Origin of the sequence: Sphingomonas prati, from assembly GCF_014643515.1 — a bacterium.
GTDB classification, from domain to species: domain Bacteria; phylum Pseudomonadota; class Alphaproteobacteria; order Sphingomonadales; family Sphingomonadaceae; genus Sphingomonas_R; species Sphingomonas_R prati.
Genome location: NZ_BMJP01000001.1, coordinates 437,749 through 462,046, shown reverse-complemented (window position 1 = coordinate 462,046; position 24,298 = coordinate 437,749). Strand labels below are relative to the sequence as shown.

Annotated in this window: 14 protein-coding genes; 1 reads left to right on the top strand and 13 read right to left on the bottom strand. The window is 64.9% G+C overall.

All coding sequences use genetic code 11. From position 1 onward, the window contains the following. Window positions 1–439: 439 nt before the first annotated feature. The 7 genes from IEX50_RS02050 to IEX50_RS02020 all read right to left on the bottom strand — a co-directional run bounded on the left by IEX50_RS02050 (window position 440) and on the right by IEX50_RS02020 (window position 10,818). Window positions 440–685 carry a helix-turn-helix domain-containing protein gene (locus tag IEX50_RS02050; RefSeq protein WP_157177273.1) on the bottom strand — a complete coding sequence of 82 codons (246 nt, stop codon included), beginning with the start codon at window positions 683–685 and terminating at the stop codon, window positions 440–442. Between the two features lie 905 nt (window positions 686–1,590). Further along, window positions 1,591–2,283, bottom strand: a complete 693-nt coding sequence (locus IEX50_RS02045) for a rolling circle replication-associated protein (RefSeq protein ID WP_157177272.1) — start codon at window positions 2,281–2,283, stop codon at window positions 1,591–1,593. A 176-nt stretch (window positions 2,284–2,459) separates the two neighbouring features. Continuing rightward, window positions 2,460–2,621: a helix-turn-helix domain-containing protein gene (locus tag IEX50_RS02040; RefSeq protein WP_157177271.1), complete on the bottom strand. Its 162-nt coding sequence runs from the start codon at window positions 2,619–2,621 to the stop codon at window positions 2,460–2,462. A gap of 76 nt (window positions 2,622–2,697) precedes the next feature. Then, entirely contained in the window at window positions 2,698–3,354 is a 657-nt protein-coding gene (locus tag IEX50_RS02035) for a hypothetical protein (RefSeq protein WP_157177270.1), read from the bottom strand. Further along, window positions 3,351–4,541, bottom strand: coding sequence for a tyrosine-type recombinase/integrase (locus IEX50_RS02030; protein ID WP_157177269.1), 1,191 nt, complete (start codon window positions 4,539–4,541; stop codon window positions 3,351–3,353). The genes IEX50_RS02035 and IEX50_RS02030 overlap by 4 nt, the downstream gene beginning before the upstream one ends. Before the next feature lie 330 nt (window positions 4,542–4,871). Beyond that, window positions 4,872–7,715, bottom strand: coding sequence for a TonB-dependent receptor (locus tag IEX50_RS02025; RefSeq protein ID WP_229673590.1), 2,844 nt, complete (start codon window positions 7,713–7,715; stop codon window positions 4,872–4,874). A 775-nt stretch (window positions 7,716–8,490) separates the two neighbouring features. After that, window positions 8,491–10,818 (bottom strand): glycoside hydrolase family 31 protein, encoded by a 2,328-nt coding sequence (locus IEX50_RS02020; protein ID WP_373285290.1) that lies wholly within the window; start codon window positions 10,816–10,818, stop codon window positions 8,491–8,493. Window positions 10,819–10,983: 165 nt separating this feature from the next. Here IEX50_RS02020 and IEX50_RS02015 point away from each other — a divergent pair, with 165 nt between their 5' ends. Next, a complete protein-coding gene (locus tag IEX50_RS02015) occupies window positions 10,984–13,248 on the top strand; it encodes a beta propeller repeat protein (protein WP_229673588.1) in 2,265 nt (754 codons plus the stop codon). A 25-nt stretch (window positions 13,249–13,273) separates the two neighbouring features. Here the strand turns inward: IEX50_RS02015 and IEX50_RS02010 are convergent, their stop codons facing one another. Genes IEX50_RS02010 through galA form a run of 6 tightly spaced genes read right to left on the bottom strand, consistent with a single transcriptional unit; the run spans window position 13,274 to window position 24,091 of the window. Further along, entirely contained in the window at window positions 13,274–14,905 is a 1,632-nt protein-coding gene (locus IEX50_RS02010) for an alpha-L-fucosidase (RefSeq protein WP_157177268.1), read from the bottom strand. Between the two features lies 1 nt (window position 14,906). Then, window positions 14,907–15,716, bottom strand: a complete 810-nt coding sequence (locus IEX50_RS02005) for an SGNH/GDSL hydrolase family protein (protein WP_157177267.1) — start codon at window positions 15,714–15,716, stop codon at window positions 14,907–14,909. 56 nt (window positions 15,717–15,772) lie between these two features. After that, complete coding sequence (locus tag IEX50_RS02000) at window positions 15,773–17,857, bottom strand: beta-galactosidase (protein ID WP_157177266.1); 2,085 nt, start codon at window positions 17,855–17,857, stop codon at window positions 15,773–15,775. 55 nt (window positions 17,858–17,912) lie between these two features. Then, complete coding sequence (locus IEX50_RS01995) at window positions 17,913–19,445, bottom strand: alpha-L-fucosidase (protein WP_157177265.1); 1,533 nt, start codon at window positions 19,443–19,445, stop codon at window positions 17,913–17,915. 25 nt (window positions 19,446–19,470) lie between these two features. Further along, window positions 19,471–21,129: a DUF5597 domain-containing protein gene (locus tag IEX50_RS01990; RefSeq protein WP_157177264.1), complete on the bottom strand. Its 1,659-nt coding sequence runs from the start codon at window positions 21,127–21,129 to the stop codon at window positions 19,471–19,473. 37 nt (window positions 21,130–21,166) lie between these two features. Next, a complete protein-coding gene (galA, locus tag IEX50_RS01985) occupies window positions 21,167–24,091 on the bottom strand; it encodes a beta-galactosidase GalA (RefSeq protein ID WP_157177263.1) in 2,925 nt (974 codons plus the stop codon). Window positions 24,092–24,298 lie beyond the last annotated feature (207 nt).

Sequence of the window (24,298 nt, the reverse complement as noted above, 5' to 3'; positions counted from 1 at the left end):
CGCCACGTCAGACATTGCGGATCGCCAACGGCAAGAGGAGGTCGCGTTCGCCGCTTGCGCCGCGCGCATGCTCGGAGAGGTGTGGCATCTTACCAACCAGACCCATCCCGATTTCGACGTGGACGGTCCCGACGGGTCCTTCGGTCTCGAAGTGACGAGCTGCCATGCTGGTCGGTAAGCGTGGCGTAAAGACCTCCACCCAACCAGTCGAACCAGCACTCGTACGACCTGTGTCAGACCGGAAAACGTCTCACGCTACCGACCACGCGCTGATCGACATCAAGCAGGCGGTCGCGCCCTTGGCGCCCGCCGTGAAGAATGTGGCTATTGATCACTCAGTGCTACTTGAGCAGACCCGACAGGAGCCCCGTCAGGTGACATGGAAGGTCACTCGCGAAGACTCTCGCCGCGAGTCTTGTCAGGAGTGCTTCAGCTCAACCTACAGTTCGGCCCGGCTCAGTATGTCGGACGTGCGTAAGCCCAAGCCATCTGCGATTCTGACAAGGTTGAGCAGCGTGACGTTGCGCTCCCCTCGCTCGATGCGGCCGAGGTGAGACCTATCGAGACCTGCCTCGTCAGCTAACGCTTCCTGGGAGATCCCGATACGCTGACGCTCATCACGGATCGCCTCTCCCAGCCGGACGAGCCTGCCGTTTGGATCCAGTTTGCCGGAAATACGTGCCACTCAGGCCACTTCCCGCAGCCGACCACCTGCGACCACGGCATTTACGGCCCATCTTTACTGTGCCATCCCTGTTCGTGACCTAACGGGAGAGGCCTATGGAACAGCGATACGTACGAGGAACGTCTCCTTCGCCGATCCGTGTCACGGCACCACCGCCAGCGCTTTCTTCACGGGCAGCGACTGGCTGGGCAGCATTTCGCGTCCGGGCTGGCGGTGTGGCCCGATGACCGGGGGGGGACGCCAACATGGCGCCGCCGCTTCTTCCCGTGGGGCATCGGAGCGGCCTGGCTTGGCTACGCGACGCTCCAATATCGTATCGCTGGTGACAGGGTAGAGGAATGTATAGACTTCCTATCAGGGGCCGAGCACGACATCTGCATCCGTCACGCAATGGAGCAGCGCGACAATGTGCCGCTGTGGGCGATTGGGATACCACTCGTCCTTCTCATTATCGTGGGAGCGCTTCAGCACGCAAGGCAGCAACCGTGAACAACGACTTACCGAGTAACGACGACAGCGCCGGTCCACGGCAGGACCACTGGGAGCGCTAGCCCGCGTTCATCGACGTCTGGCCGAGGAGTGTGCAACTTCGGAGGAAGCCACATACCGTCAATCGGTCGCCGTTCACCTTGACCGGCTCGTTGCTACGAACAGGACTTCCGAACGAGGCGAGAGCGAGACGACGCGCTGAGCCAGGATCCGCGGTAACCAGTGGGGCGCCTGGTCGATCGGCGGGGCGTATGAGAATGTCACTCGTATGCGATTTTCGGTAATAACCGATAGAAAACCTTGGAAATGCGTCGCTGCAGGTGCAAATTACCGGAAACTTTTGGCGGAAACGTTTCAGTCTGCGGGAGGGTAAGCGACCCTCAGTCCTACGTGACACCCTCCATGGCCGATGGTAGCTAGCGGGTCGCAAGACGCGCCTGCGGAGCCAGGTTGCGCGAGCACCCGGTGCGCTGGCCGACCACCAGACCAGACCGGGCCCGCTCTGTGAAATTGAGTTCTCGCGCAGTCTCAAAACTACAATATTTAAGGATGTAATTCGAGACAAACCGATGATGGGCTGCGAACGCACCGCTGTCCTGCGCTCGGCGGAGATACGCGGTACGGTGCTTGCCGACATGCTTGGTCTTGCGAATGCCTTTGGCTGACCGGCCACCGGCCTTCTTCACCCAGCCACCCTGAAGCTGCGAGAACCGCTTGGCGAGATCGTGATCCAAGTGCATCAAAATGTGCACGTGGATGCCGACCGTTAGACAAGGCTCGATCACCCAAATGTAGGCGAATGCCCGGTCGTGGGAACGGCAAAAATCGGTCGCGAGCTTCAGGAAGGTCCGAGTTGCCGCTGCGGCATCGTCGACGCCCGCCCGCTCCCAGTCGATCGTGACGAACCGGTTGAGCGGCAACTCGGCAAGAGCATAGTCGGCTTCTGCAATCACCTCATGAACCTGTTTGTCGCTCAGCCTCTCGGATGTGCCCCCCTGTCGAAGCTTGGAATCAGCGGGGTTGAGAGATAAACTAGAAACATACGCGCGTGAGGCCGTACGTTCCAAATCGCTCGGAATGGCGGTTTTCTTGGGATTCTGCTTTTTCATTTGGCTCGATGGCTCCATCGGCTTTCGCGTTCTCGAAGGTGGCGTTCAAGACCCACAGTTTTGGGCTCGCTCAACAGGGCGAGCGCGAACAACCAGCTGATAACGGGGGGCAGTGAGCGTCTGGTCGACTGCCGTTAGGCAGTCTGGTCGACTGCCGTTAGGCGCGGCGCCTTGCTCTAGGCAGCAATCAACTGCTCGAGCGAGTCCAGCCGGACAAGCCGGCGGCGACCAATCTTGACGGTTGCCAGCTTGCCGCGATCGATCAGACGGTAAAGCGTTGCCTGGCTCAGGCCGGAAATCTCAACGGCGTCCGCGATGGAGATAGTGACTGCACGCATAATGTTTGTTCCCAGAACGAATCATGACGTGCCGGGAGCTAGCAGTGATGTTCAGGAGAGGACTCCCGGCTAGAATTCAGAACGACGTTCGCCGCTCTGAACGACCATGGATTGTTACTCCAGGGCTGTAAGCCTCCAGTTCGATCCTCAGTGCTTCCTCTGCGACGCCGTGCAGCGCAGTACAGCTCTTTCTGCCAGCAGCCTTGGCAACGGCTTGAAGCAAAATTACGAACGGCCGTTCTTTCTCCGAAGTTGGCGTACCCGGCACATTGGCACTGAATATTCGAGCGAGCGCTACAGCACTCAGCACTAAGGAATCGTCGGGCGGGCGACGACTTCCTACTTTGGGCAGGGCAGATTTGAGGGTAGTTAGACGGGCTCGATCGCAAACATTCGGCATCTGTTCGCGAACATACGCCATATGATTCAGGCCAATCTGGCTCAGCCTCGGCATCGGTTCACCTCGGTCCAGAGCGTCGATTGCCGCCTTTGCCTCTGCTAGACGGGCTTTGTTGGTACGCTCGTAATCAAGAGTTTGCATGCAACGGAGTGCACGCACTTCCCAAACGATATCTGCGAAGAAGGCATTGGGATCTTCCGCACCCTCAATAATTGTTTGAACGTCATCGCGCAGCCGTCGCCGTTCAGAAGGCACCAAGTCGTCCGAGGAGACCACGTCGACGACACCGTGAAATCCAGGATACGACTGGTTGAAATTGGAACCGCTGGTCACGGCAACGCCTCTGGCTCGCCGAAAAGGAACTTCGCCCAATCCTCCATCAGTGCTCTGCGCTTTTCCAAAAGGTCGCCGCGTCGGTAGGCGCGTTCGACAGCATTAACGACCTGGTGGGCTAGTGCCTTTTCAATAGTATCCTTGTCGACACTGGTTTCTTCGGCGCCCCAGTCGCGAAAGGTCGACCGCCAACCATGGACGGTCGCGGTACTACCCATCTCCCGCATGACTTTCGAAACTGCTACGTCGCTGATGGCTCTGCCAGTGTACGAGGGAAAGATCAGATCAGCCTCGGTTCGAAAAGCGTGTAGGCGCGACAGCAAGGCATGCGCTGGAGCTGACAGAGGGACCCGATGCTCCTTACCCATCTTGATACGGTCGGCCGGGACCGTCCAGATTGCGCGATCGAGATCGACCTCGCTCCAAGTCGCACCGCGGATCTCGTTCGAACGCCCTGCCGTCAGAATGACGAGCTGCAGGACTTGCCGGCCCAGCGTATCCTCTGCCCCACAAAGTGCCGTCATGAATGCCGGAGCGTCGACATATGGTATCGCCGCATGGTTCTTCTTGGTCTTAGTTTGTGGGGGAAGACCCATGAGGATCGACTTCATCGGAGCCTCATTGTCGCAATAACCATGTGCAGCCGACCACGCGATCACAGTCCCGATACGTTGCAACGTCCGGCGCGCGGTTTCCGGCTTCTCCGACCAGATTGGTTTCATGGCCTGAACGATCATCGGCCCCGTCACCTTGTTGACCGGCAGGTTGCCGAAGTGCGGATAGGCATAGTCCCGTAGCGTCGTGATCCACTGCGCTGCGTGCTTCCTGTTCCTGAAGCCTGCGGTGCGCTCGCCATGAGCCTTTTCGGCGGCGTCCTTGAACGTTGGCGTAACTTCGCGTGCCTTGCGCTTCTCGACGACTGGATCGAGGCCGTCACGTACCTGCTTGCGTAGCGCCGCACCGCGCTCACGCGCTTCCTTAAGCGAGATTTCCGGATACTGACCCAGCCCGATATCCCGTCGGCGTGAGTTTGCGTCACGTATGCGCGCCAGCCAGGATCTGGATCCGCTTGCCCCCACTACCAGCAGTAGCCCGTCACCAACGGAATGACGACCGGGCTCGCGCAGCGCGTTGAGCTCCGCGATGGTAATTTTGGACTGGCGGCGGACGGTGGGGTCAGGTGTCATAGCCCCACCAGAACTCCCACCACGCGGCTGCGCTGTCAAGATAATTCAGGAAAGCCCCAGCGACAGAAAGAGGCCGTTTCACCTCTGTGCTGAACCAGATGTGCGCCGCCGGGATCTGTCCAGATGATTACGTTAGGCGGACTCCGTCTCCGCCAATACTTACCGTTTTACTAGTGAACCTAGGAAAACTGGTGTCTCGCTGCAGTCCCGAAGTGTCGCGTCGGACCAGCAGTATCTCGGTACAGACGTTCGGATTTATGCGGTCATGCTGCCTGCCGGGAACCGACCGGAACCAAGGTCCGGCCGACTCCCGGCACGTAATTCGCCCGATCAGAACGTGATGCGCGCGACACCGCTGACCTGCCGGTCGCTCATGATCAGATCGCGCGGCCGGGTGGTGATGCCGTAATAGGTCGACCGCACCGTGTTGGTGAGGTTGGTCCCGTTCAGCGTCAGCGAGAAGTGCGGCGTGATGTTGGCGGTGATCGAGGCATCGAGCTGCCCCGACGCTTTCTGGAACTGCGGCAGGTTGCCCGTGCCGTTCGCGGAGGTCGTCACGAGGAACTCGCTGCGCCAGTTATACGCCACGCGGGCCGAGATCAGGCCGCGTTCGTAGATGCCGATCAGGTTGTAGTTGTACTTCGACAGCCCTTCGAGCGACAATTGCGTCACCGGACCGTCGCTGGCCGGGCTTGGCGCCTGTGAATCGACATAGGTGAAGTTCGCCTGGACCCCGAGACCGCCAAGCGGACCCGGCAGGAAATCGAAGAACTGCTGATACGCGATTTCGGCACCCTTCACCTTGGCCTTGCTGGCGTTGTTGTAGGTGGTGACGTCGTAGGTGGCGGTGACGCCGTCGGTAAAGGTGACGTCGCGTTGCGTGATGACCGTCTGGATGTAGTTCGAGATATCCTTGTAGAAGCCCGCGACAGTCAGCGACCCGCTCTTCGCAAAATACCATTCGAGCGACGCATCGAAGTTCGTCGACTTCATCGGCTTCAGATACGGGTTGCCGGTCGACGTCACGTGCTGCTGGTCGATCTGCGCGGTGCCGGGCTCGGTGATCGTCAGGCTGGGATTGAGCTGGTTGAAGTCGGGCCGCGAGATGTTCTTCGACGCGGCAAGGCGCAGCTGGAGCCGGTCGGTCAGGCGCCCGCGCAGATTGAGGCTCGGCAGGACCGACGTGTAGCTGTTCGCTTCGTTGATCTCGGTAAAGGTCGGAGCCGCCGTTGACTGCGTGCCGTCGGGCGCGGTGATCAGGTCCACCTGCTGATAAAATCCCGAGACGGCGACCTTGCTCTGCACCACCCGCACGCCGACGTTGCCGTCGATCGGCACCGGCAGGTCGTCCGCCTTGAAGAACGCCGCGGCGTAGCCGGTGTAGGTCTTCTGTGCCTGCGTATTGGTGCCGCTCGGGACATAGTCCGGCGTCGTCGTGATGCCGAGCGCCGCTCGCGTGGCGTCGTAGTCCAGAACGGTCGGAAGCGAGAAAGCCTGGATATCACCGAACAGATCCGCCTGCCCGCGGAAGAAGCCGCTGAGGTCGACATATTGGAGGTTGGTCGCCGCGCCCGTCAGCCCGGTATATCGGTAGCCGGTATCGCTCGTCCGGTTGCGGCGATCCGCGAACCGGAAGCCCGCCCTGATCGAGCTGAGGATACCCCCGTCGAAACGATATTCGGCGTCGAGGCGACCGACCTTGTCGGTGCCCTTCGAGTAGTTGAGGTTATCAAGGTAGAAGGCGTTGCTGTACGTTGCGGCGTTCGTGAGGCCATCCGCCGACGTGATCTGGAAGGAGGGCACCCCGCCCGAGATATCCTGCGTCAACGTGGTCGCGACACCGCTTAGCCCGACGATCGAGTTCAGGTTGTCCGTCTTTGAATCGACATATTGAAGATCGCCCGTGACCGTCAGGTTGGTGTTCGGCTTCCATTTGGCGTTGAGTGAATAATCGGTCGTCACGGAATGGCGCGTGCCGATCGAGGTGTTGTTGCCGATCGGTACGTCGGTGAACGTTCCGCTCTGAAAATCACCGTTGGGCGCGTACGTGAACGGAGCCCCCGCTTGCGGCGTGATCGATGCGCCGCTGGTGTAGGCGAAGTAGCTGTAGCCGTAGGACCACAGCTTGTAATCGTTGCGGAAGAGTTCGCCGGTGAATTCCAGCGTATCGCTCGGGCGCCACTGCAGCGAGACGTCGATCCCGAGACGTCGGCGGTCGCCGAACACTTCGCCGATGCCGGTGCCGTGCGGCAGCGTGGTGGTCTGGCCGGTCCGGCCCAGCAGGGCTGCGGTGGCGACGTCCGACGGGCTGTTCGGCGTCCCGTCCGCCTTGAGGCTTTCATCCAGCGTATAGAATGGCTCGGTCGAGATCGTATCCTGGCGGAAACTGGTCTTCTGATATGAAGCGCTTGCGAGGATGCCGATTTCACCGATCCCGGTGTCCCAGCGATTGCTGACGAGCAACGATGCCGCCGGCTGGCTCTTCTTGACCAGGTCGTAATAGGTGTTCGCCACCGAACCCGAAATCTTGAACCCGTCGAAGTCGAACGGCTTACGCGTGCGGAAGTTGATCGTCCCGCTGAGCTGGCCCTCGATCAGGTCGGCGGAGGGGTTCTTGTAGACGTCGATCCCGGCGAGCAGCTCCGAAGGCACGTCTTCCAGGCTGAGCGAATTGCTGGAGTTGTTCGCGGTGAAGATGTCGCGCCCGTTCAGCTCGGTCCGAACCTGCGTGAGACCGCGGATCGCGACCGAACTGCCTTCGCCGAAGTTGCGTTGGATCTGGATGCCAGAGATACGCTGCAACGCCTCCGCAATGTTCCGGTCCGGCAGCTTGCCGATATCTTCCGCGACGATCGAGTCGACGATCTGCGCCGAGTTGCGCTTGATGTTCTGGGCGGACTGGAGGCTCGCGCGAACACCGGTGACGACGATATCGTCGCCGGCCGCCGCTGCGTCAACGGGTGCGGACTCGACCGCCTGACCCTGATCAGCGCTCGGAGCGGCGGTGCCGCTGGTCTGTTGCGCAGTGACCGTGCTTGCCGGCGGCACCGGCGTCGGCGCACCATCTTGTGGCGTCGCAGCCTGCGCGGTCGAACCGACTGCTACGAGTGCTAGCAGTGACACGGTCGTGCTGAGACCCTTGATGGGGCCATTGTAAGTCATGAAACGCTTCATCACATCCTCCTCCAGCTGGTCTGGTCCCGACGGACCGCCTGCTTTTTGACGCTTGGATATCGTCCGCGGTGCGCCGCTGCCGTATCGTCCGCCACGCGTAGCGAATGATCTGACGCCCTCATACGATCGATCGATATACGCAGACAATTTCTCGGAGATCATAGCAAAAATGTCGCATGACGAGCGGTTGGTCGCGGGATCCGCAGCCGTCAACATTGCAGATCTCAAGGCGGCGGAGTTGCAAGCAAACCAGAAAATAGCCGGGCATGTCCGTAGATCTCAGGAGCCCTTCAGCACATTGCACCTTCGTAATTGTAGGACTAAAAACGGAACATTTGTGTCGTTTTCGTCGATGCGTAATCGGTGCTCCGCACCAGGATTTGAGCTGTCGAACAGGGAGACCCGGTGACGTCCGGTAAAGACGCGGTGCTGCACGTATGACCCGAATCTGGGTTCGGCCGGGGGGCAGGCGGGTAGGGGCCTAGGCCGCCGTTGCTGGCGACCCCGTCACTCCCGGAAACCGGGCCAGAGCCTTCGACGGTTCGATGCCATCGCACGGCCGGTCGATGTTCGATGTCGGCGAGTTGGCCAGATCGCCCGCGAGTTCGCTGGCTGAGGGCGATCGCCGCGTGCACGACCGGAGGCCGCAATAGGGATCGTCCAGTCGTGCCCCCCTGCCTGGCATCCGGCGGCAACGAGAGAGCGGCCTTTATGGTCTCTCGGGAACGCGGCCGAAGCGGCAGGGGGTTTATCAGTCCGTTTTATCTGGCCCGCGTCAGTTCGCTCCCGCAGCTGGCTGGATCACCTTGACCAAGCCGGGCAGCGCCTGTCCGGTGGGGAGGCGGCCGCTGGCGGTCAGGCGGCCGGTGCGGTCGTCCCAGCGCAGCGTGGCGGACTGGCCGCCCTGGCGGTAGGCGTTGGTGACGCCCTCGTCGTCGTAGAGCGCGAAGCTGGTGTCGCGGCCGGGGTAAACCATGACACTTTCGAGCGGCTGGCGGGTCGCGGTGCTCATCACGGGGGCGCCTATCGGGACGATCGATCCGGCGCGGACGAACAACGGGATCTTGTCGATCGGTGCGGCGACCGTGACCGTCTGGCCGCCCGTATATTTGCGGTTGGTCCAGTAGTCGTACCAGTCGGCACCGGCGGGCAGGTAGACCGGTCGGCTGGTCTGGCCCTGTTCGGTGACGGGGGCGACGAGGAAGGCGGGGCCGAACATATACTGGTCGCCGATCGTCGCGGCGGCTGGGTCGGCCGGGAAATCCATGAACAGTGCGCGCATGAACGGCGCGCCGGTGTCGTAGGTGTGGCGGCCCATGGCGTAGAGATAGGGCATCAGCGCGTAGCGGAGCTTCAGGAAGTCGGCGATGACCGGTTCGGCCGCCTTGCCATACTCCCACACCGCGGTACCGGGCCGCTGGCCGTGAATGCGGAGCGTGGGGGTGAACACGCTGTAGGCGAACCAGCGCGTGAACAGTTCGGGATAGTCGCGGTAGTCGGGCGCCATCGCGGTGGCGCCGGCCGGATCGAGCAGCACGGGCCGTGCCGCCGCCGGTCCGCTCGGCCACTGCCAGCCGCCGATGTCGCTGCCCCAATAGGCGTGGCCGCTGGCGGTGAAGCCGAGGCCGGTCGGGATCTGGCGGCGATACGCCTCCCACGTCGATTTGATGTCGGACGACCAGAACAGCCCGCCATTGCGTTGCGTGCCGAGATAGGCGGCGCGCGACAGGATCAGGTTGCGCAGGTTCGGGCGATCGCGCGCCGATCCGTCCGCCACGCCGCTTGTATGCACGAGCGGGAAGAGGTTATGATAGCGGTCGCCCGAACCGATCGAGAACAGGTTGCCGTCCGGCACCAGGTCCGGCTCGGTTTCGTCCAGCCAATACCATTCGAAGCCCTGCGACGCGATGTTGTCGCGGATCGTCTGCCAGTACCAGGCGCGCGCATCCGGGTTGGTGCTGTCGATCAATGCACCGGCGCGATCCGCCCGGATGGGCAGCCCGTCGACGACATTGCCGTCATGATCCTTCAGCAGCCAGCCCTTGGCCGCGAGCATGTTGTAGTAGCGCGATTCGCGTTCGAACCGCGGCCACACGCTGATGATCGAGTGCATCCCCATCGCGCGCAACTTGTCGTTCATCCCCTTAGGGTCGGGGAAGTAGGTGCGGTCGATGTCGAGCTGCCCCATGCGGGTCCAGTGGAACCAGTCGAGCACCATGATGTCGAGCGGGTAGCCGCGGCTGCGATAGCCGTCGGCGATACCGAGCAGTTCGGCCTGCGTTTCGTAGCGCGCCTTCGACTGGATCAGCCCGAAGGCGGCCTTGGGCGGCAGCGGGGTACGTCCGGTCAACTGGGCATAGCCGGCGTAAAGCGCGTCCGTGGTGGCGCCGGTAATCAAGAAGAACGACACGCGTTCGCCGACGTTCGACTGGAAATGCGTCCCGTTGTGCAGGCCCGGCGACACGGTCAGCGCCGACGGATTGTCCCAGACAATGCCGTAGCCCTTGTTGGTCACCATGAACGGCACGCAGACCGTCTCGCCCGCCGGCGCATCGTAATTATGGCGGCAGTCGATGGTGCGGCCGCGCAGGTCGAGCGTGCCTTCCTGGTTCTGGCCGAGGCCGTAATAATGGGTGTCGGGCGTGTCGGCGAAGCTGGCGCCGACGCGGAACGTTTTTTCCCCGTTCACGGTGTGCGGGGCCATTTCCCAGCCGTCCATGCGGGTGAGCACGCGGCCCGCGCCGTCGGCGATGGAGAGCGACACGGGCGGCAGCGATGGCGCAAAATATCGTTCCATCTGGCTGGGCGCCTTCGGCCAGGGCTGAGCGTTCACGGTCAGCGTCATGCCGGACGATGCGAAGATGTCGCCCGTGGTGTCACTGCGGCGGGTCCAGCCGGCGGCGTTCGATTGCGCGTTCGGGCCGGGGCCGGGCGCGGCATTGGCCAGCGTGCGATCGAGCGCGATCGTGACGCGCACGATGTTGGGCGCATAGGGTTCGACCGCGACCAGGCTACCGTTGCGATCGAGCGTCGCCATCGGCTCCGCCAGCGCCGGGACGGTGGCCAGCGTCGCGAGCAGCGATGCCCCGGCCAGCGTCAGCATGCGACGGCGCTTTGTGATGCTCATCAGGGTCCCTCCCGTCGGACAGGCGAACTGAGGCCGCCTTTGAATTCCGGACTTCGGCTTAAGAGACAAGTCTTTACAGATGCAAGCGTAACCGTGATTGGCCGTTGCATGGGCCGGGGGAGATGGCATTAGTCTTATCCCATGCTGACACCCTTCCAAATAACACCGCGCCACCGCCGGGCGGCCGCGCGCCGGGTTGGCTTTCCGTACCTTCTCGCGCTTGCCGCATTTGGCATGGTGGCGCCGGCTGGTGCCGCCGGTTCGCCGCCTTATGAATGGCGCAACGTGACGGTGGGTGGCGGCGGGTTTGCGCCGGGGATCGTGTTCAGCCCAGCGGAGCGCGGCCTCGCCTATCTGCGCACCGACATGGGTGGTGCCTATCGCCGCGATGCGCGGGCGGACCGCTGGGTCCCGTTGCAGGACGGCATGGCGATCGGCAGCTACATGGGGATCGAGAGCGTCGCACCCGATCCGGTCGACGCGGATGTCGTCTATCTGGCCGCGGGGATGGGCGCGCGTGCGCCAGCCGCGATCCTGCGATCGGCCGACCGCGGCGGGCATTGGCGGATCACCCCGGTTCCGTTCGCGATGGGCGGGAACGAGGACGGGCGCGGCATGGGAGAACGACTCGCGGTCGATCCGCATAGGCGCACGACGCTGTTCTTCGGATCGCGTCACGACGGGTTGTGGCGCAGCGACGACAGCGGCGCGCGCTGGCGGCGCGTGTCGGCGTTTCCGCTGGCGGGGCTCGGCCAGCCCACGGAACCGCGCAAGACGCATGGCGGACTGAGCTTCGTCCTGTTCGACCCTGCGCAGGCGGGGCGGATGTTCGTGGGCAATGCGGACCCCGGCGACCGCCACCTGTTCCGGTCGGACGACGGCGGGCAGAGCTGGCGCGCGGTGCCTGGCGGCCCGGCGGCGGACATGTTGCCGGTCAAGGCGGTGGTGGGCGGCGACGGCGTGCTGACCATCAGCTATTCCGATGCGATCGGGCCGAATGGCGTCACGCGCGGCGCGGTCTGGCGGCACGTGATCGCAACCGGTGCGTGGACGGACGTGACGCCGGACCGCCGCGCCGATGCGCCACCGGGCGGCTATTTCGGGGTCGCCGTGTCGCGCCAGAACCCGCGCGTCATCGCCGTCAGTACCGTCAACCGGTACAACCCGATCGACACGGTGTGGCGGTCCGTCGACGGGGGCACGCATTGGGACGAACTGTACCGTCGCAGTACGCGCAACGTGGCGGCCAGCCCGTTCCTGAAACTGAACGGCGAAGAGGCGGATTTCGGCCACTGGATCGCCGGGCTGGGGATCGATCCGTTCGACGACCGCCATGCCGCCTACACGACCGGCGCGACGTTGTACGACACGCGCGACTTCGCCGGACCGGGCCGCATGACATGGCGGCCATGGACGCGGGGGATCGAGCAGACCGCGATCATCACGCTGACCAGTCCGACCGGCGGTGCGCCGCTGGTTTCGGGGTTCGGCGACATCGCCGGGTTCCGTCACGACGACCTGACGGTGTCGCCGCCGCATGTCCACCGCAACCCGTATCTGACCAACACCAACACGCTCGACTATGCCGGACTGGCGCCGTCCGTGATGGTGCGCAGCGGCAGTACCCACACCAGGATCGTGCCCGGGCCGTCGCTGGCCTGGTCGGCCGACGGGGGCGGCAGCTGGCAGCCGCTGGTCCCGCGCGCGATCGCGCCCGTGCGGCCGCTGGCTGGGCCGCCGCCCGTCGCGACGGGCGACGCGCCGATTGTCGTGTCGGCGGACGGCCGGACCTTCCTGGCCGGCACGATTATGCCGGTGCTGACCCGCGACCGCGGCGCGAGCTGGGTCGAGGCGATGGGACTGCCGCTGCGCAGCCGTCCGGCGGCGGACAAGGTCGATCCGCGGCTGTTCTACGTGGTGGATGCGGAGGCGGGCCGGTTCCTGCGCAGCGACGATCGTGGCGCGCATTTCACGGTCGTCGCTGCACGCGGGTTGCCGCGGGACCTGTCGAGCGTGCGCAACACGTGGCGCGAGGCGCAGAACCCGCTTGTCGCGACGCCGGGGCGTGCGGGTGCGCTGTGGCTGCTGATCGACGGCACACTCTACCGGTCCGAGGATCGCGGGGACAGCTGGGTACGGGCGCCGGGGGCCTTGAAGATCGGCTATTACGGGCTCGGCAAGGCGGCGGTCGGCAGCCGGTGGCCGGCGCTCTATGCCATCGGCGAACGCGACGGGATAAAGGCGGTCTGGCGGTCGATCGATGGCGCGACGGACTGGGTGCGGATCAACGACGACGCGCACCAATGGGGCATGCGGTTCCGCGTCATCGGGGGCGATCCCAAACTCTACGGCCGGGTTTATATCGGCACCGATGGCCGCGGAATCGTCTACGGGGACCCCCGCTAGGGCAGGACAGAGCGCCGGGCGGGGGTCAGGTGGTAACACCCCGTCCATCGATCCGCACGACCGGTACGAACCCGCCATCGGAGCGTGCGGGCAGGTCGAGATGGAGGCCCGCCGCGTCCTGCCGATGACGGACCGGCCCACCGCCGAGCAGGGTGACGCGGCCAATGTTCGCGTTCCAGCGGCCGGCGGCAAGCGACGTGACGGTCGCGGTCTCCGTCGGCCATTTCAGGAACAGCAGGTAGAGCGCGCCCTTGTTGGTGGTGAAGCGCACGTCGCGCGGGGTGAACGGCTTGGCCGCGCCCTCGTTCTGCATGCCGGCGGCCAGCACGGTCGGCCCTTCGCCGAAACTGCGCCACGGGCGGGAGCCGAAGATCGCCTCGTCGTTGATCGCCATCCAGCCGCCCATCCGGTCGAGGATCCGCTCCTCCTCCGCATCGATCGAGCCGTTGCCGGGTTGCGGCACGGACAGCAGCAGGTTGCCGTTCTTCGACACGACGTCGGCCAGCCGCTGCACGACATCCTCGGCGGTCTTGTAGCTTTTATCGTTCAGCCGCGCGACGTTGTAGAACCAGTCGCCGAGACAGGTGTCGGTCTGCCACGGCTCCTCCCAGAGATGGTCGGAAAAGCCGCGTTCGACATCCTGCACCATGCCGAACCGCTGGTGCGGTTGCAGCTGCTTGCCCGTCAGCACGACGTCGATCTTGCCGTGCCAGTCGATCGAGCGGTTATAATAGTCCGCCGCCGCCTGCAGCCCGACCGGACCGAATGGCAGCCCGTAGTCGTCGAGATAGCAAAGGTCGGGTTTGTACTTCGTGATCAGGTCGGTCTGGCGCAGCAGCCAGTTGGCGACATAGGCCTGACCGCGCGCGCCGGGCGGCGCGGTTTCGAGCCATTGGCCGTCATGGATGTCATGCCAGCGGTTCATCGCGGCCACGCTATCGATCCCGTCGGGCATCGCGGCATAGGGGCCGTTGTACAGGGTTTGCGGATCGAGCCCGTCCCACCACAGGCCGCGACCGTCCGCCCGGGCCAGCCGCGACGCGTCGTAGCGCACGCCCTTCATCGGCCCGGTCGGGTCATAGCCATAGGCCGTCTGGTACCAGTGCCAGCTGTGCGCACCGTGGTTGGATACGCCGAATTTCAGCCCGGCTCGGCGTGCGGCCTTTTCCCAGATGCCGACCACGTCCTTCTTCGGCCCGACCCGCACGGAATTCCACGGATGGTAGCGGCTGTCGAAGCAGTCGAGATTGTCGTGATGGTTGGCGAGCGCAACGAAATATTTCGCGCCGACCTTCTTGTACCGCTCGATCAGCGCGTCCGGGTCCCACCGGTCCGCGGTCCAGCGGTGCATGATATCCTTCATGCCGGTCCGCGATGGATGGCCGTAGGTTTTCAGATGATGGTCGTACATCGGGTGACCCTGCATGTACATGAATCGACCATACCAATCGCCCTGTTCGGGCACCGATTGCGGCCCCCAATGCGACCACAGGCCGAGCTTCGCATCGCGAAACCAGTCGGGATAGCGGTAGTTCGAGACCAGCGATGGCCAGGTCGGTTGAACGGGCCCGCGCGCGACGCCCATTGGGCTTTGCGCGAGGGCTGTGCGGGCCAGACCGAGGGCAGCCGCACCGGCGAGGAAGGATCTGCGTTGCATCTCAGCGTCCACCCAGCGTCTTCGCGATCGCCGCCAGTGCCACGGGACGCATCGCCGCGTAGCCGGCGGGCGTCGGGTGGACGCCGTCGCTGGCCAGTCCCGGCTTCATGGCGCCTTCGGGCGTGGCGAGCACGGGATGATAGTCGACATAGGTGAAGCCGTTCCGCCGTGCGTAGTCCGCCAAGCGGCGGTTGAGCGCGGCGATCTGCGGCACCGGGCGCGTCCGAGGGCTCCAGCGGAAGGCGGCGGCGGGCGGGATCGACGCGATGATCACCTTGATGCCATGCGCCTTCGCCAGCTCCGCCATCGTCGCGATATTGCCTTCCACCGTCTCGATCGTGGCGGCGCCGGTCGACCCGCCGATGTCGTTGGTTCCGGCCATGATGTGAACCGCGGCAGGGCGGAGCGCGAGGACGTCTTGGCGGAAGCGCACCAGCATCTGCGGCGTGGTCTGCCCGCTGATCCCGCGATCCACCAGCCCGCCGGTGAAAAATGCGGGGTCGGCCCCGATCCAGCTGTCGGTGATCGAGTCGCCGAGGAACACGACCCGCGCTGCGGCGCCCGATGCGGCCAGGCGGGCATTGTCCGCGCGGTACCGGCATAGCTGGCCGAAGTCGCGGGTCAGCAGATGAAGGTTCCACATCTGCCAGCCGCCGGAATTGTCGATGGTACGGCCCGGCGGGCAGGGGTCCGCAACGATGCCGACGGGGTCGCTGACATACGGATCGCCGGGCACGTTCGTCTGCGCCAGGGCGGGCGCGGCGAGCAGGGCCACTGCCAAACTCAGTCCGTACGTCGATGTCTTCCGCATGCTTGTCCTTTCGATCGTCGTGTCGGGTAAGGTGCGTCCCGCTCCCATGGCGGCACTCACGGCCGGTCGAGCAGTTCGACGCCGTAGGGTGCCAGCGGCAGCGTCCCGGAAAAACGCTGTCCGCTGAGCAGGCCCTTCGCGGTGCCGGCGATCGTCACCGTCGCGGGCACGTTGGCGGTGTTCACGTACAGGGTCCGTCCGTCCACCACCCGCGCGGAAACGCTTTCGGGCGTCTGCGGTCCGGGCGTGATCCCGAGCGAGGGATAGAGCGATCGGATGAGCGGTCCGATCAGCCCGGGCTGGGCGGCCGTAGCGAGGTAGATCGCGCGGCCCTTGCCGTAGCGGTTCACCGTGATCGCCGGGCTTTTCTCGGGCGTGTTTTCGAAAGTGGCCAGCGTCTTTGCGGTCCCGGGTTCAAGGACCTCGTAATAGGGATCGGTGCCTTCGCGCAGCTGGCCGTCGAACCGGACCCGAAGCGGCTGTTCCGCGCGGTAGAAGGCATTGGTCCGCACGCCGAACACGTCAGTCAGGCGACCGGGCAGGGGCGTGTCGAACCATTTGCCGGTCTCGTCCGCCTTGGCGGAATAGCCCGTCATGACCACCGTCCCGCCGTTCGCGACATAGCGCCGGACGGCGTCGCCGGTCGCCTTGTCCATCAGATACGCGCTCGACAGCACGACCAGCTTGTACCGGTCGATCGGATCGTGGCCGATGTCGATGACGGCCGCGTCGATATTGTCGCGGTGGAACGGTGCGTAGGCGGCCTTCACCTGATCGGTGTAGTTGCCCTTGAAATATTCCTGCATCGTGTTGGGGCCGGGCGGCGGGCTGGTCAGCCAGCTCGTCTCGAACGAGTAATGGATCGCGACCTGCGGCGGCGCGTCGCGGGGGAAGCCCATGGCCTGCAGCGTCTTGAACTCGCGCGCGATCCGGCCGAACTCGGCGACTTTCCAGGACGGGCGGCCGTCATGATCGACCAGTCCGAACAGGGACTGTTCCTCCCCACCGATATGCGAATTGAACGTCCAGGCCAGCACCGTCTGCGCATAATGGAGCAGGCCGAAATAGGCCCACATGCGCGAACGGCCGGGCGTGCCGTAGTTGCCGCCGCCGCCCGCGACGAATTCGTTGAACCAGACCGGCGTCTGGTGCGCCGCCCGGTTCATCATCACTTCGAAGCCGGCACCCAGCGGATCGCCCGGATAGAAACCCTGCGCGCCGTAGGTCGAGACCTTCTCCCACGATCGGAGATAGTCGAACCCCTTGGTCCAGGCGGTCGGCCAGAAATTCGATGCGACCGGCAGGTTGGGGGCGAACCGCTTGCGCACCGCCTCCAGGTCGGTGAGCGCGCCAATCGTATCGTCTGACCAGAAACGCCGCAGATCGAGATAGCGCTCGTTCGGGCCGGGGCCGCGCATATAGGGCAGATCGACCTGATCCCAGCTGTTGATCCGGCGCGACCAGCGCTGCGTCGCCCAGGCGGTGTTGAGCGCGGCGATCGAGCCATATTTCTTCTGCAGCCAGACGACGAACCGCGCACGGTCCGCGGGCGAGTAGGACACCTGCCCATTGCCGATCTCGTTATCGTAACCGATCGCGATCACCGCGGGATTGCGGGCGTAGCGTTGCAGCATCCGCTCCGCCAGACGGGCGGCCAGCCGGCGATAGTCCGGGTCGGCGATATTGTCCCAGTAGCGCGTCGCGGCGTTGAGCCGAACGCCGTCCTGGTTGACAATATCGACACCGGGATAGCGTTTGTGCAGCCAGATCGGTGCCGGCTGACCCGGAATGTCGACGATGACGCGGATGCCCGCGGCGTGCATCTGGCGCAGCACGTCGTCGAACCAGCCGAACTCGAACCGCCCCTCCTCGGGTTCGAACGAGTCCCAGGACAGGTCGCCCATGCGGACCATGTTGAACCCCGCGCCCTTCATGATCGCGATATCCTGGCGGATCTGTTCGGGGGACCGATCGACCGGTTGATAGCAGGTGCCGACGAACAACTGCCCCTTGCCCGGCCATTCCGGGTGGCCGACCGCGCTCTGCGCCGCCGCCGGTTGCGGGGCGGCGATCGCGACCAGCAGGGAGGACAGCGCCAACGCCAGGACGGTGCCGGAGGACGGGGTGCCGGTCGGGTTCATGGGGCGGACTTTCCTGGAAGCGTGGCGGGCAGGCGGGAGGATGCGGGGCGGGGCGTTAGGCATAGGAAATGCGGAAAGCGCTGGCGTGCCGGGTGGGCAGCGTCGGCGGCACGGCGATCGTCAGGCCCTGCGCGGTCTGACGGAAGTCGATCGGTCCGGCGTGGCCGAGCAGCGCGACGTGGCGGATCGGACGCGGTTCGTGCCGGTTTCCCGCGGCGAGCGTCGTGATCGTCAGCGTACCGGACGGTTCGCCCAGCACGATCGCGAACAGATCGTCGCCGCGCGTCGTGAAACGCACGTCGCGCGGCGTATAGTCACCCTTCTCCGCGAACATACCGGCGGTCGTTTTGGTCGGTCCTTCGCCATATACGGTCCAGGGGCGGGTGCCGTGGATCGCGGCGCCGTTCACCGCCATCCAGTCCGCGAGTTCGGTGAGCAGCAGTTCGGATTGCGGCGGCAAACTGCCGTCCGGGTCCATGACGATGTTGAGCAGCAGATTGCCGTTCTTGCTGACGATGTCGGCCAGCATCGTCACGACCTGCGTCGCGGTCTTGTAAGGATGGGCCGCGTTGTAGAACCAGTCGCCGTTCGATGTATCGGTCTGCCAAGGAAGGGGGTTTATCCCGGCCAGGACACCGCGTTCGACATCCTGCACGGCCGCGCCGCGGTGGAAGCTGCCGGTGCCGTTATCCTTGCACGTGTAGACCGCGTCGAGCCGGCCCGAGCGCCGGATGCTGCCGTTGTAGAGGTGCTCGACGAGGCTGCGCCCGACGGCACCGAACGGCAGGCCGCCGTCGGAGTAGAGCAGGTCCGGCTGGTAGCTGTCGACGAGGTCGCGGATCCGATCGAACCAGCGCGCATGAAAGTCGGCGTCTACGGTGTACCAGGAGGTCGGCGTGTTGCGGTAGGGTTCGTCGCGGTTGCGGTGGTACAGATCCGCAAAGGCGGGGTCCGCGCCGTCATAGGCGACGCCGAGTTTCGGCCAGAACTGATCGTAGAGGTGGTTCGGGTACCACCAGCAATAGCTGGCTGCCAGATGTTCGGAGACGCCGAAGCGCAGTCCGCGGCGCGTTGCGGCGGTTTTCCAGGCGCCGACGATGTCGCGTTTCGGCCCCAACGCGACCGAGTTCCAGCGGTGATGCCGCGATCGCCACAGGTCGAAATTGTCGTGATGCACGCCCATCGCGACGAAATAGCGCGCACCGGCGGCGGCGAACCGGGTCATCAGCGCATCGGGATCGAACCGCTTCGCCGTCCAGAGCGGCAGGATATCCTTGTAACCGAATGTGGACGGGTGGCCGTAGGTCTTGACGTGATGATCGTAATGCGGGTGGCCGGGCACGTACATGAAACGCGCATACCAGTCGCCCTGACGCGGTACCGCCTGCGGCCCCCAATGCGCCCAGATGCCAAACTTGGCATCGCGAAACCAGTCGGGAACGCGGTAAGTTTCGAGCGAGGCGACCGATGCGTCGAACCGCCCCGGCGGGATCTTAGGCGCCGGGCGGGGCGCTGCGGTGGCCGACGATAGCCCCGCCGCACCGAGCAGCGGTGCCGCCAGGATCTCCCGCTTCGTGAAATCGGCCATCCCGTCTCCCCCCAACCCCTGTACCCTAGTTCGGATTGCCGACCGGAATGACGGGATTGCCCTTGTAGCTGCCCAGTTTCACATGCAGCACCTGCGGCCGCCCGGTGAAATTGAGACCATAGTCGGTCTGGTCGCCGTTCAGGACACGGTCGAACACCCAGTCGCCCTGCGCGTCGTAATGACCTTCCTCGATCCGATCGTACAGCATCGACCGGCCGCTTTTCGTGTCGGCCAGCGCGAAGGTGACGCGCGTGTCGAAGCCGGCGACAAGATATTCGTCGGGTCCGATCTCGGCGATCGCCAGGCCGCCGGTCGGTTGCGGGTTGCCGGTCGGCTTGTCGACGCCGAACTGGTACTGACCGAACGTCGCGGTGGCGCGGTATTTGCCCAGCTCCATCACCTGGCGATGCTCCGCCTTGGGATCGGTCGGTTCGGCGACGCCCCAGGTCTTGCCCGCAAAGGCCAGCCGCGCCCAGTGCCGCATCATCGGCGCGAACATGCGGTAGTTTCGCGCGAACAAATCCAGCGTCGCGGCGTCCAGCGTCCGCGCGCCCAGCGGGAAGTTGTAGTAGCCGGTATCGTCCATGCCGAACGGCGCGAAGCCGATTCCACCCTTGCCGACGACCGGATAGAAATAGCGCGCGAATTCGGCGGCGTTGCCCGTTTCGGGTACCATCAGCGCGTTGTCCGGCCGCCCGTAGAGCCGCAGATATTCGAGATAGGGGCCGTGGTCGCGCGCATAGATGTCGGGCGCGACCAGGTCGATCGACGGTGCGGCTGCCTTGTACACGTCGATGACGTGGTGGACGGGACCGCCGCTGGCGTAGCTATTGGCCAGCTGTCGCCCGAATGCCGCGGCCAGCGCGGCGTTGACGTACATCGGGATGGGCTTCACCGCCTTTCCGGCTGCCGCGATTTCATCGATATAATGCGCGACCGACCAAGCGTGGAAATATTCATCGGCGTCGGCACCGAACACGGTCTTCCAGTTGCCGGGGCGCTTCCCGAACCTGGTCAGCAACGCCTGCGGCACCGGGCCGTCGAACGCCTTTTGCGCGACGGGCGAGAAATCCCGGACGCTGCCGTAGGTGCCGGCTTCGTTTTCGGGCTGCACCATGATGACGGTATTCTGCGGATCGGCGGCCTTCAGATGCTCCATCAGCTTGACGAAGGCGCGTTTGTCCGCCTCCAGCGTGGCATGGGAATGCGGCGACAGCGCGTAATGCGTCTCGCCCTTTGCATTCGTCATGCGGGGGAAGCGCTTGTTGTCGAGCTTGACCCAGGACGGCGCATAGTTGGGCGAGGTGTTCTTCCACGTCGCGAACCACAGGATGACCAGCCGAACATTGTTCTGCCGCGCTTCGGCCAGCAACTGATCGAGGAACGAAAAGTCGAACTGCCCTTCCTTGCGCTCCACCTGTTCCCATGCGATCGGGACCTCGACCGTGTTGGCGTGCATCGCCCGGATGGTCGGCCAGACCTGCGGCAACATGGCGGGGTAGTTGCTGGAATTGTTGACCTGCGCACCCAGCATGAGCCACGGCGCGCCGTCGACCATCAAGGCGTGGCGCCCGTCGCGGGTGACGAGGGCAGGGACCGGGTTCGTGGGCTGCGCAGACGCGGTGCCGGCCAGCAGCCCGGCCGCGATCAGGCAGGTCATGCCCCGGAACAGGCGGTCCGTCATTGTCGATATCCTCTCATAAGCCGGGCGGTACGGGCGTTCATTGTTCGACGAACACGATGCCGCCCAGCCCGGACGGGACGCGGCCGTCGCTTTCGAGCAGGAGGGTGACGACGCGCTCTCCCTGGCCCGCCGGCAGCGGCACGGTGATCGTTTCCGGCGCAAAGCCGGTCTTAGTGGCCAGCCGCCGGCCGTCGATCCAGACTTCGCCGCGTCCGACGACGTCCCTGAACCGGATCCGGCCGCCCTTCGCCTGCACCGGGCGGTGCGGTGTAAGCCGGGCGCGGAGGACACTCCAGGTGCCTGTCCCCTGCGCGGGCTGGATTTCGCCGGCGCGCACGAAGAGCCAGCTGTTCATGTCGTTGTCGGCCAGGACGATGTCCGGCGACGGTTTCGCCGCCGATGCGGGTGATTGGCGCCAGTCCGGTATCATCTGCGTCGCAGGGGTGACCGGCACGAACGGCAGCGGCGGCGTCGCGAGCAACCGAACGGTGCTGCGCGCAGCCCGCAACCCGGTTGCGTCGGCGCGAAGCGTCAAGGCGCGCGCATCGCCGCCGTCGGCGCGCACGATGACCTGCGCCAGCCCATTGAAAAGACGGCGGCGATTGCCCTGTTCCGGTTCGTGGCTGACCGGGTCACCGTTGCCCAGTCCGATGATCTTGCCACCGGTCACGGCGAAGCTGACGTCGAGATTGCTCGTCGGCACATGGCGCCCGCGCGCATCGACCGCATCGATCGTGAAGGGCTGCACATCCTCGCCGTCGGCCGCCATCGTGCGGCGGTCGGGGGTGAGCCGGAGCGCGACCGGCGCACCCGTGGTCTCCACGACGCTGCGCGCGACTTCGCGGCCGCCGCGGTATCCGATCGCCTCCAGCCGGCCCGGCGCATAGGGGACCGACCAGACCGGCATGGTGTAGCGATCGACCGTCCGTTCGCCGACCGGCCGGCCGTTGAGCGTCAGCCGGACTGACTCGACGTTGGTGAGCGCCACGACGCGGACCGGCTGCCCCTCGCGCCCCGGCCAGTTCCAGTGCGGCATCAGATCGAGCAGCGGGACATCGTCGATCCACTGCGCGCGGTGCAGGTAGAAGGCCATCTTGGGAAAGCCGCAGAGGTCCATGATCCCAAAATAGCTGCTCGCCGACGGCCATTCGAACGGCGACGGCTCGCCATGATAATCGAACCCCGTCCAGACGAAAGCGCCGGCCACGAACGGCCGTTCGGCGATCGATTTCCATCCGTCACGGTGCGTGCTGCCCCAATCCGCCGGTTCATCGTCATAGGACGACATGACGTGTGAGGCGCCATCGGTTTTCCAGGCGCCGCGCGTCATGAACGCGCTGGTATCCTCCGAACTGGTCAACGGCAGCGTCGGATTGGCGGCGTGGAACCGGTCATACTGGTCGCGCTGATAGTTGAAGCCGACGACGTCGACCGCCTGGCTGACGTTGACGGGTGCGAACATCCCGCCGTTCATGGCCGCGGTGACCGGGCGGCTGTCGTCGAGTGCCTTCACCACGGCGGACATCCGCCGGACCATCTCGTACCCGGCGGGAGTGCCCTGCATCGGTTCTTCGTTGAACACCGACCACATGAAGACGCTCGGCCGGTTCCGGTCGCGCCGGACCAGCCATTCCAGCTGCTTCATATAGTCTGGACTGGTATTGAAGTTGCGGTTCTCGCTCATCACCAGAAAGCCCAACCGGTCGCAGGCGTCGAGCACTTCGGTCGCGATCGCGGCGTGCGCGAAGCGGATCGCGTTGCAGCCGAGCGCTTTCAACCGGCGCAGCCGCCAGTCCCACAACGCATCCGGCACGGCGACGCCGACGCCGGCATGATCCTGGTGATTGCACGTGCCCTTGATCTTCACGGGGCGGTCGTTGAGGTGAAATCCGGTGGCCGCGTCGAAGCGGAGCGTGCGAAAGCCGATCCGGAGCGTGCGTTCGTCCGCGACCCGGCCGTCGCGCAGCAGCCTGGTCTGCACGCTGTAGAGCGTCGGCGTGTCGATCGACCAGAGCCGCGGTGCCGGGACCGCGATCGACAGGGTGGCCGACTTGGTCTTCAACGGATCGATCGTGGCGGGGACGCGGGCCGTGCCGACCGTGCGCCCGTCCGGATCCCGCAACGTCGCCTCGACGGTTGCGGTTGCCGCCGCCTTGCTGATATTGCCGAGCGTCACGGTGACCGGCACGGTCCACGATCCGTCCGGAGCACGGCGCGGATCGGCATGGATGCCGTCGGTGGCGATGTGGACCGCGTCGCGGCGGGCGAGCCAGACATGGCGGTACAGTCCCGCGCCCTCGTACCACCAGCCCTCCATAGTCTGCGCATCGACCCGGACGACGATGCTGTTCAGATCGTCGCCGTAACGCGCAAGGTCGGTGATATCGACGTAGACCGAGGTGTAGCCGCTCCAGTTGTGCGCCACGACCGAACCGTTGAACCAGATCGTCGCGTTGGTCGCGATGCCGCCGAATTGCAGTTCGAGAAAGGCGCCGCGGTCGGCGGGATCGAGCCTGAGGGCACGTCGATACCAGCCGAACCCGCGCCGGCGGTAGCCTTGCGAAACGTTGGCGGTCTCGTCGAACGGCATCGCCGCGGCCCAGTCGTGCGGTAGGTCGATTTCGGGCCAGTCCGAATCGTCATACTGCATGGCGGCGGCGCCCTGCGCCTGTCCGGCCTTGGCGGCGTTATAGGACCAGCCGTGACCGCGGATCTCGGGCATCGGAATATCGCCGAGGTGGAAACGCCAACCATGGTCGAGCAGCAGCCGTTTCGGATCTTCGACATGTGCCCTCAGCGGCAGTGCGTCGCGGGGCGCGGGCATCGGCAGCGCGCCGGCCGGCGGCGGGGCTTCCGCGGTCGAGCCGAGTGCGCCTGCCACCGGCACGCCGACGCTCGCCGCCACACCGGTCCGCAGGAGCGTTCGTCGGTCGAGCGCGCTTCCGCTCCGCAGCCCGGTCATTCCCAATCCTCCCCTTCGGTGCGGCGGCACTTCACCATGCTCGCCGTCAACGATCCCAATATGTACGACTAATGTAAAGCCGTACAGCGCGCGAACGAAGCCGCCGACCATCCTACGGTTTCAAATTGCCGGTCGCCCAAGCGCGCGGGCGCGGGCTCGCCGGTGCCTCGTTCGCCATCGCCGTCACCAGCGGTCGTTGCAGCCGCG

What these genes read in the sequence shown, in the direction of transcription:
- IEX50_RS02045 (WP_157177272.1), bottom strand. Translation starts at nt 2,283, where the DNA reads ATGAAAAAGCAGAATCCCAAGAAAACCGCCATTCCGAGCGATTTGGAA.
- IEX50_RS02040 (WP_157177271.1), bottom strand. Translation starts at nt 2,621, where the DNA reads ATGCGTGCAGTCACTATCTCCATCGCGGACGCCGTTGAGATTTCCGGC.
- IEX50_RS02030 (WP_157177269.1), bottom strand. Translation starts at nt 4,541, where the DNA reads ATGACACCTGACCCCACCGTCCGCCGCCAGTCCAAAATTACCATCGCG.
- IEX50_RS02025 (WP_229673590.1), bottom strand. Translation starts at nt 7,715, where the DNA reads ATGAAGCGTTTCATGACTTACAATGGCCCCATCAAGGGTCTCAGCACG.
- IEX50_RS02020 (WP_373285290.1), bottom strand. Translation starts at nt 10,818, where the DNA reads ATGCTGACGCTGGCCGGGGCATCGCTGCTCGCGACGCTGGCCACCGTC.
- IEX50_RS02015 (WP_229673588.1), top strand. Translation starts at nt 10,984, where the DNA reads ATGCTGACACCCTTCCAAATAACACCGCGCCACCGCCGGGCGGCCGCG.
- IEX50_RS02010 (WP_157177268.1), bottom strand. Translation starts at nt 14,905, where the DNA reads ATGCAACGCAGATCCTTCCTCGCCGGTGCGGCTGCCCTCGGTCTGGCC.
- IEX50_RS02005 (WP_157177267.1), bottom strand. Translation starts at nt 15,716, where the DNA reads ATGCGGAAGACATCGACGTACGGACTGAGTTTGGCAGTGGCCCTGCTC.
- IEX50_RS02000 (WP_157177266.1), bottom strand. Translation starts at nt 17,857, where the DNA reads ATGAACCCGACCGGCACCCCGTCCTCCGGCACCGTCCTGGCGTTGGCG.
- IEX50_RS01995 (WP_157177265.1), bottom strand. Translation starts at nt 19,445, where the DNA reads ATGGCCGATTTCACGAAGCGGGAGATCCTGGCGGCACCGCTGCTCGGT.
- IEX50_RS01990 (WP_157177264.1), bottom strand. Translation starts at nt 21,129, where the DNA reads ATGACGGACCGCCTGTTCCGGGGCATGACCTGCCTGATCGCGGCCGGG.
- galA (WP_157177263.1), bottom strand. Translation starts at nt 24,091, where the DNA reads ATGACCGGGCTGCGGAGCGGAAGCGCGCTCGACCGACGAACGCTCCTG.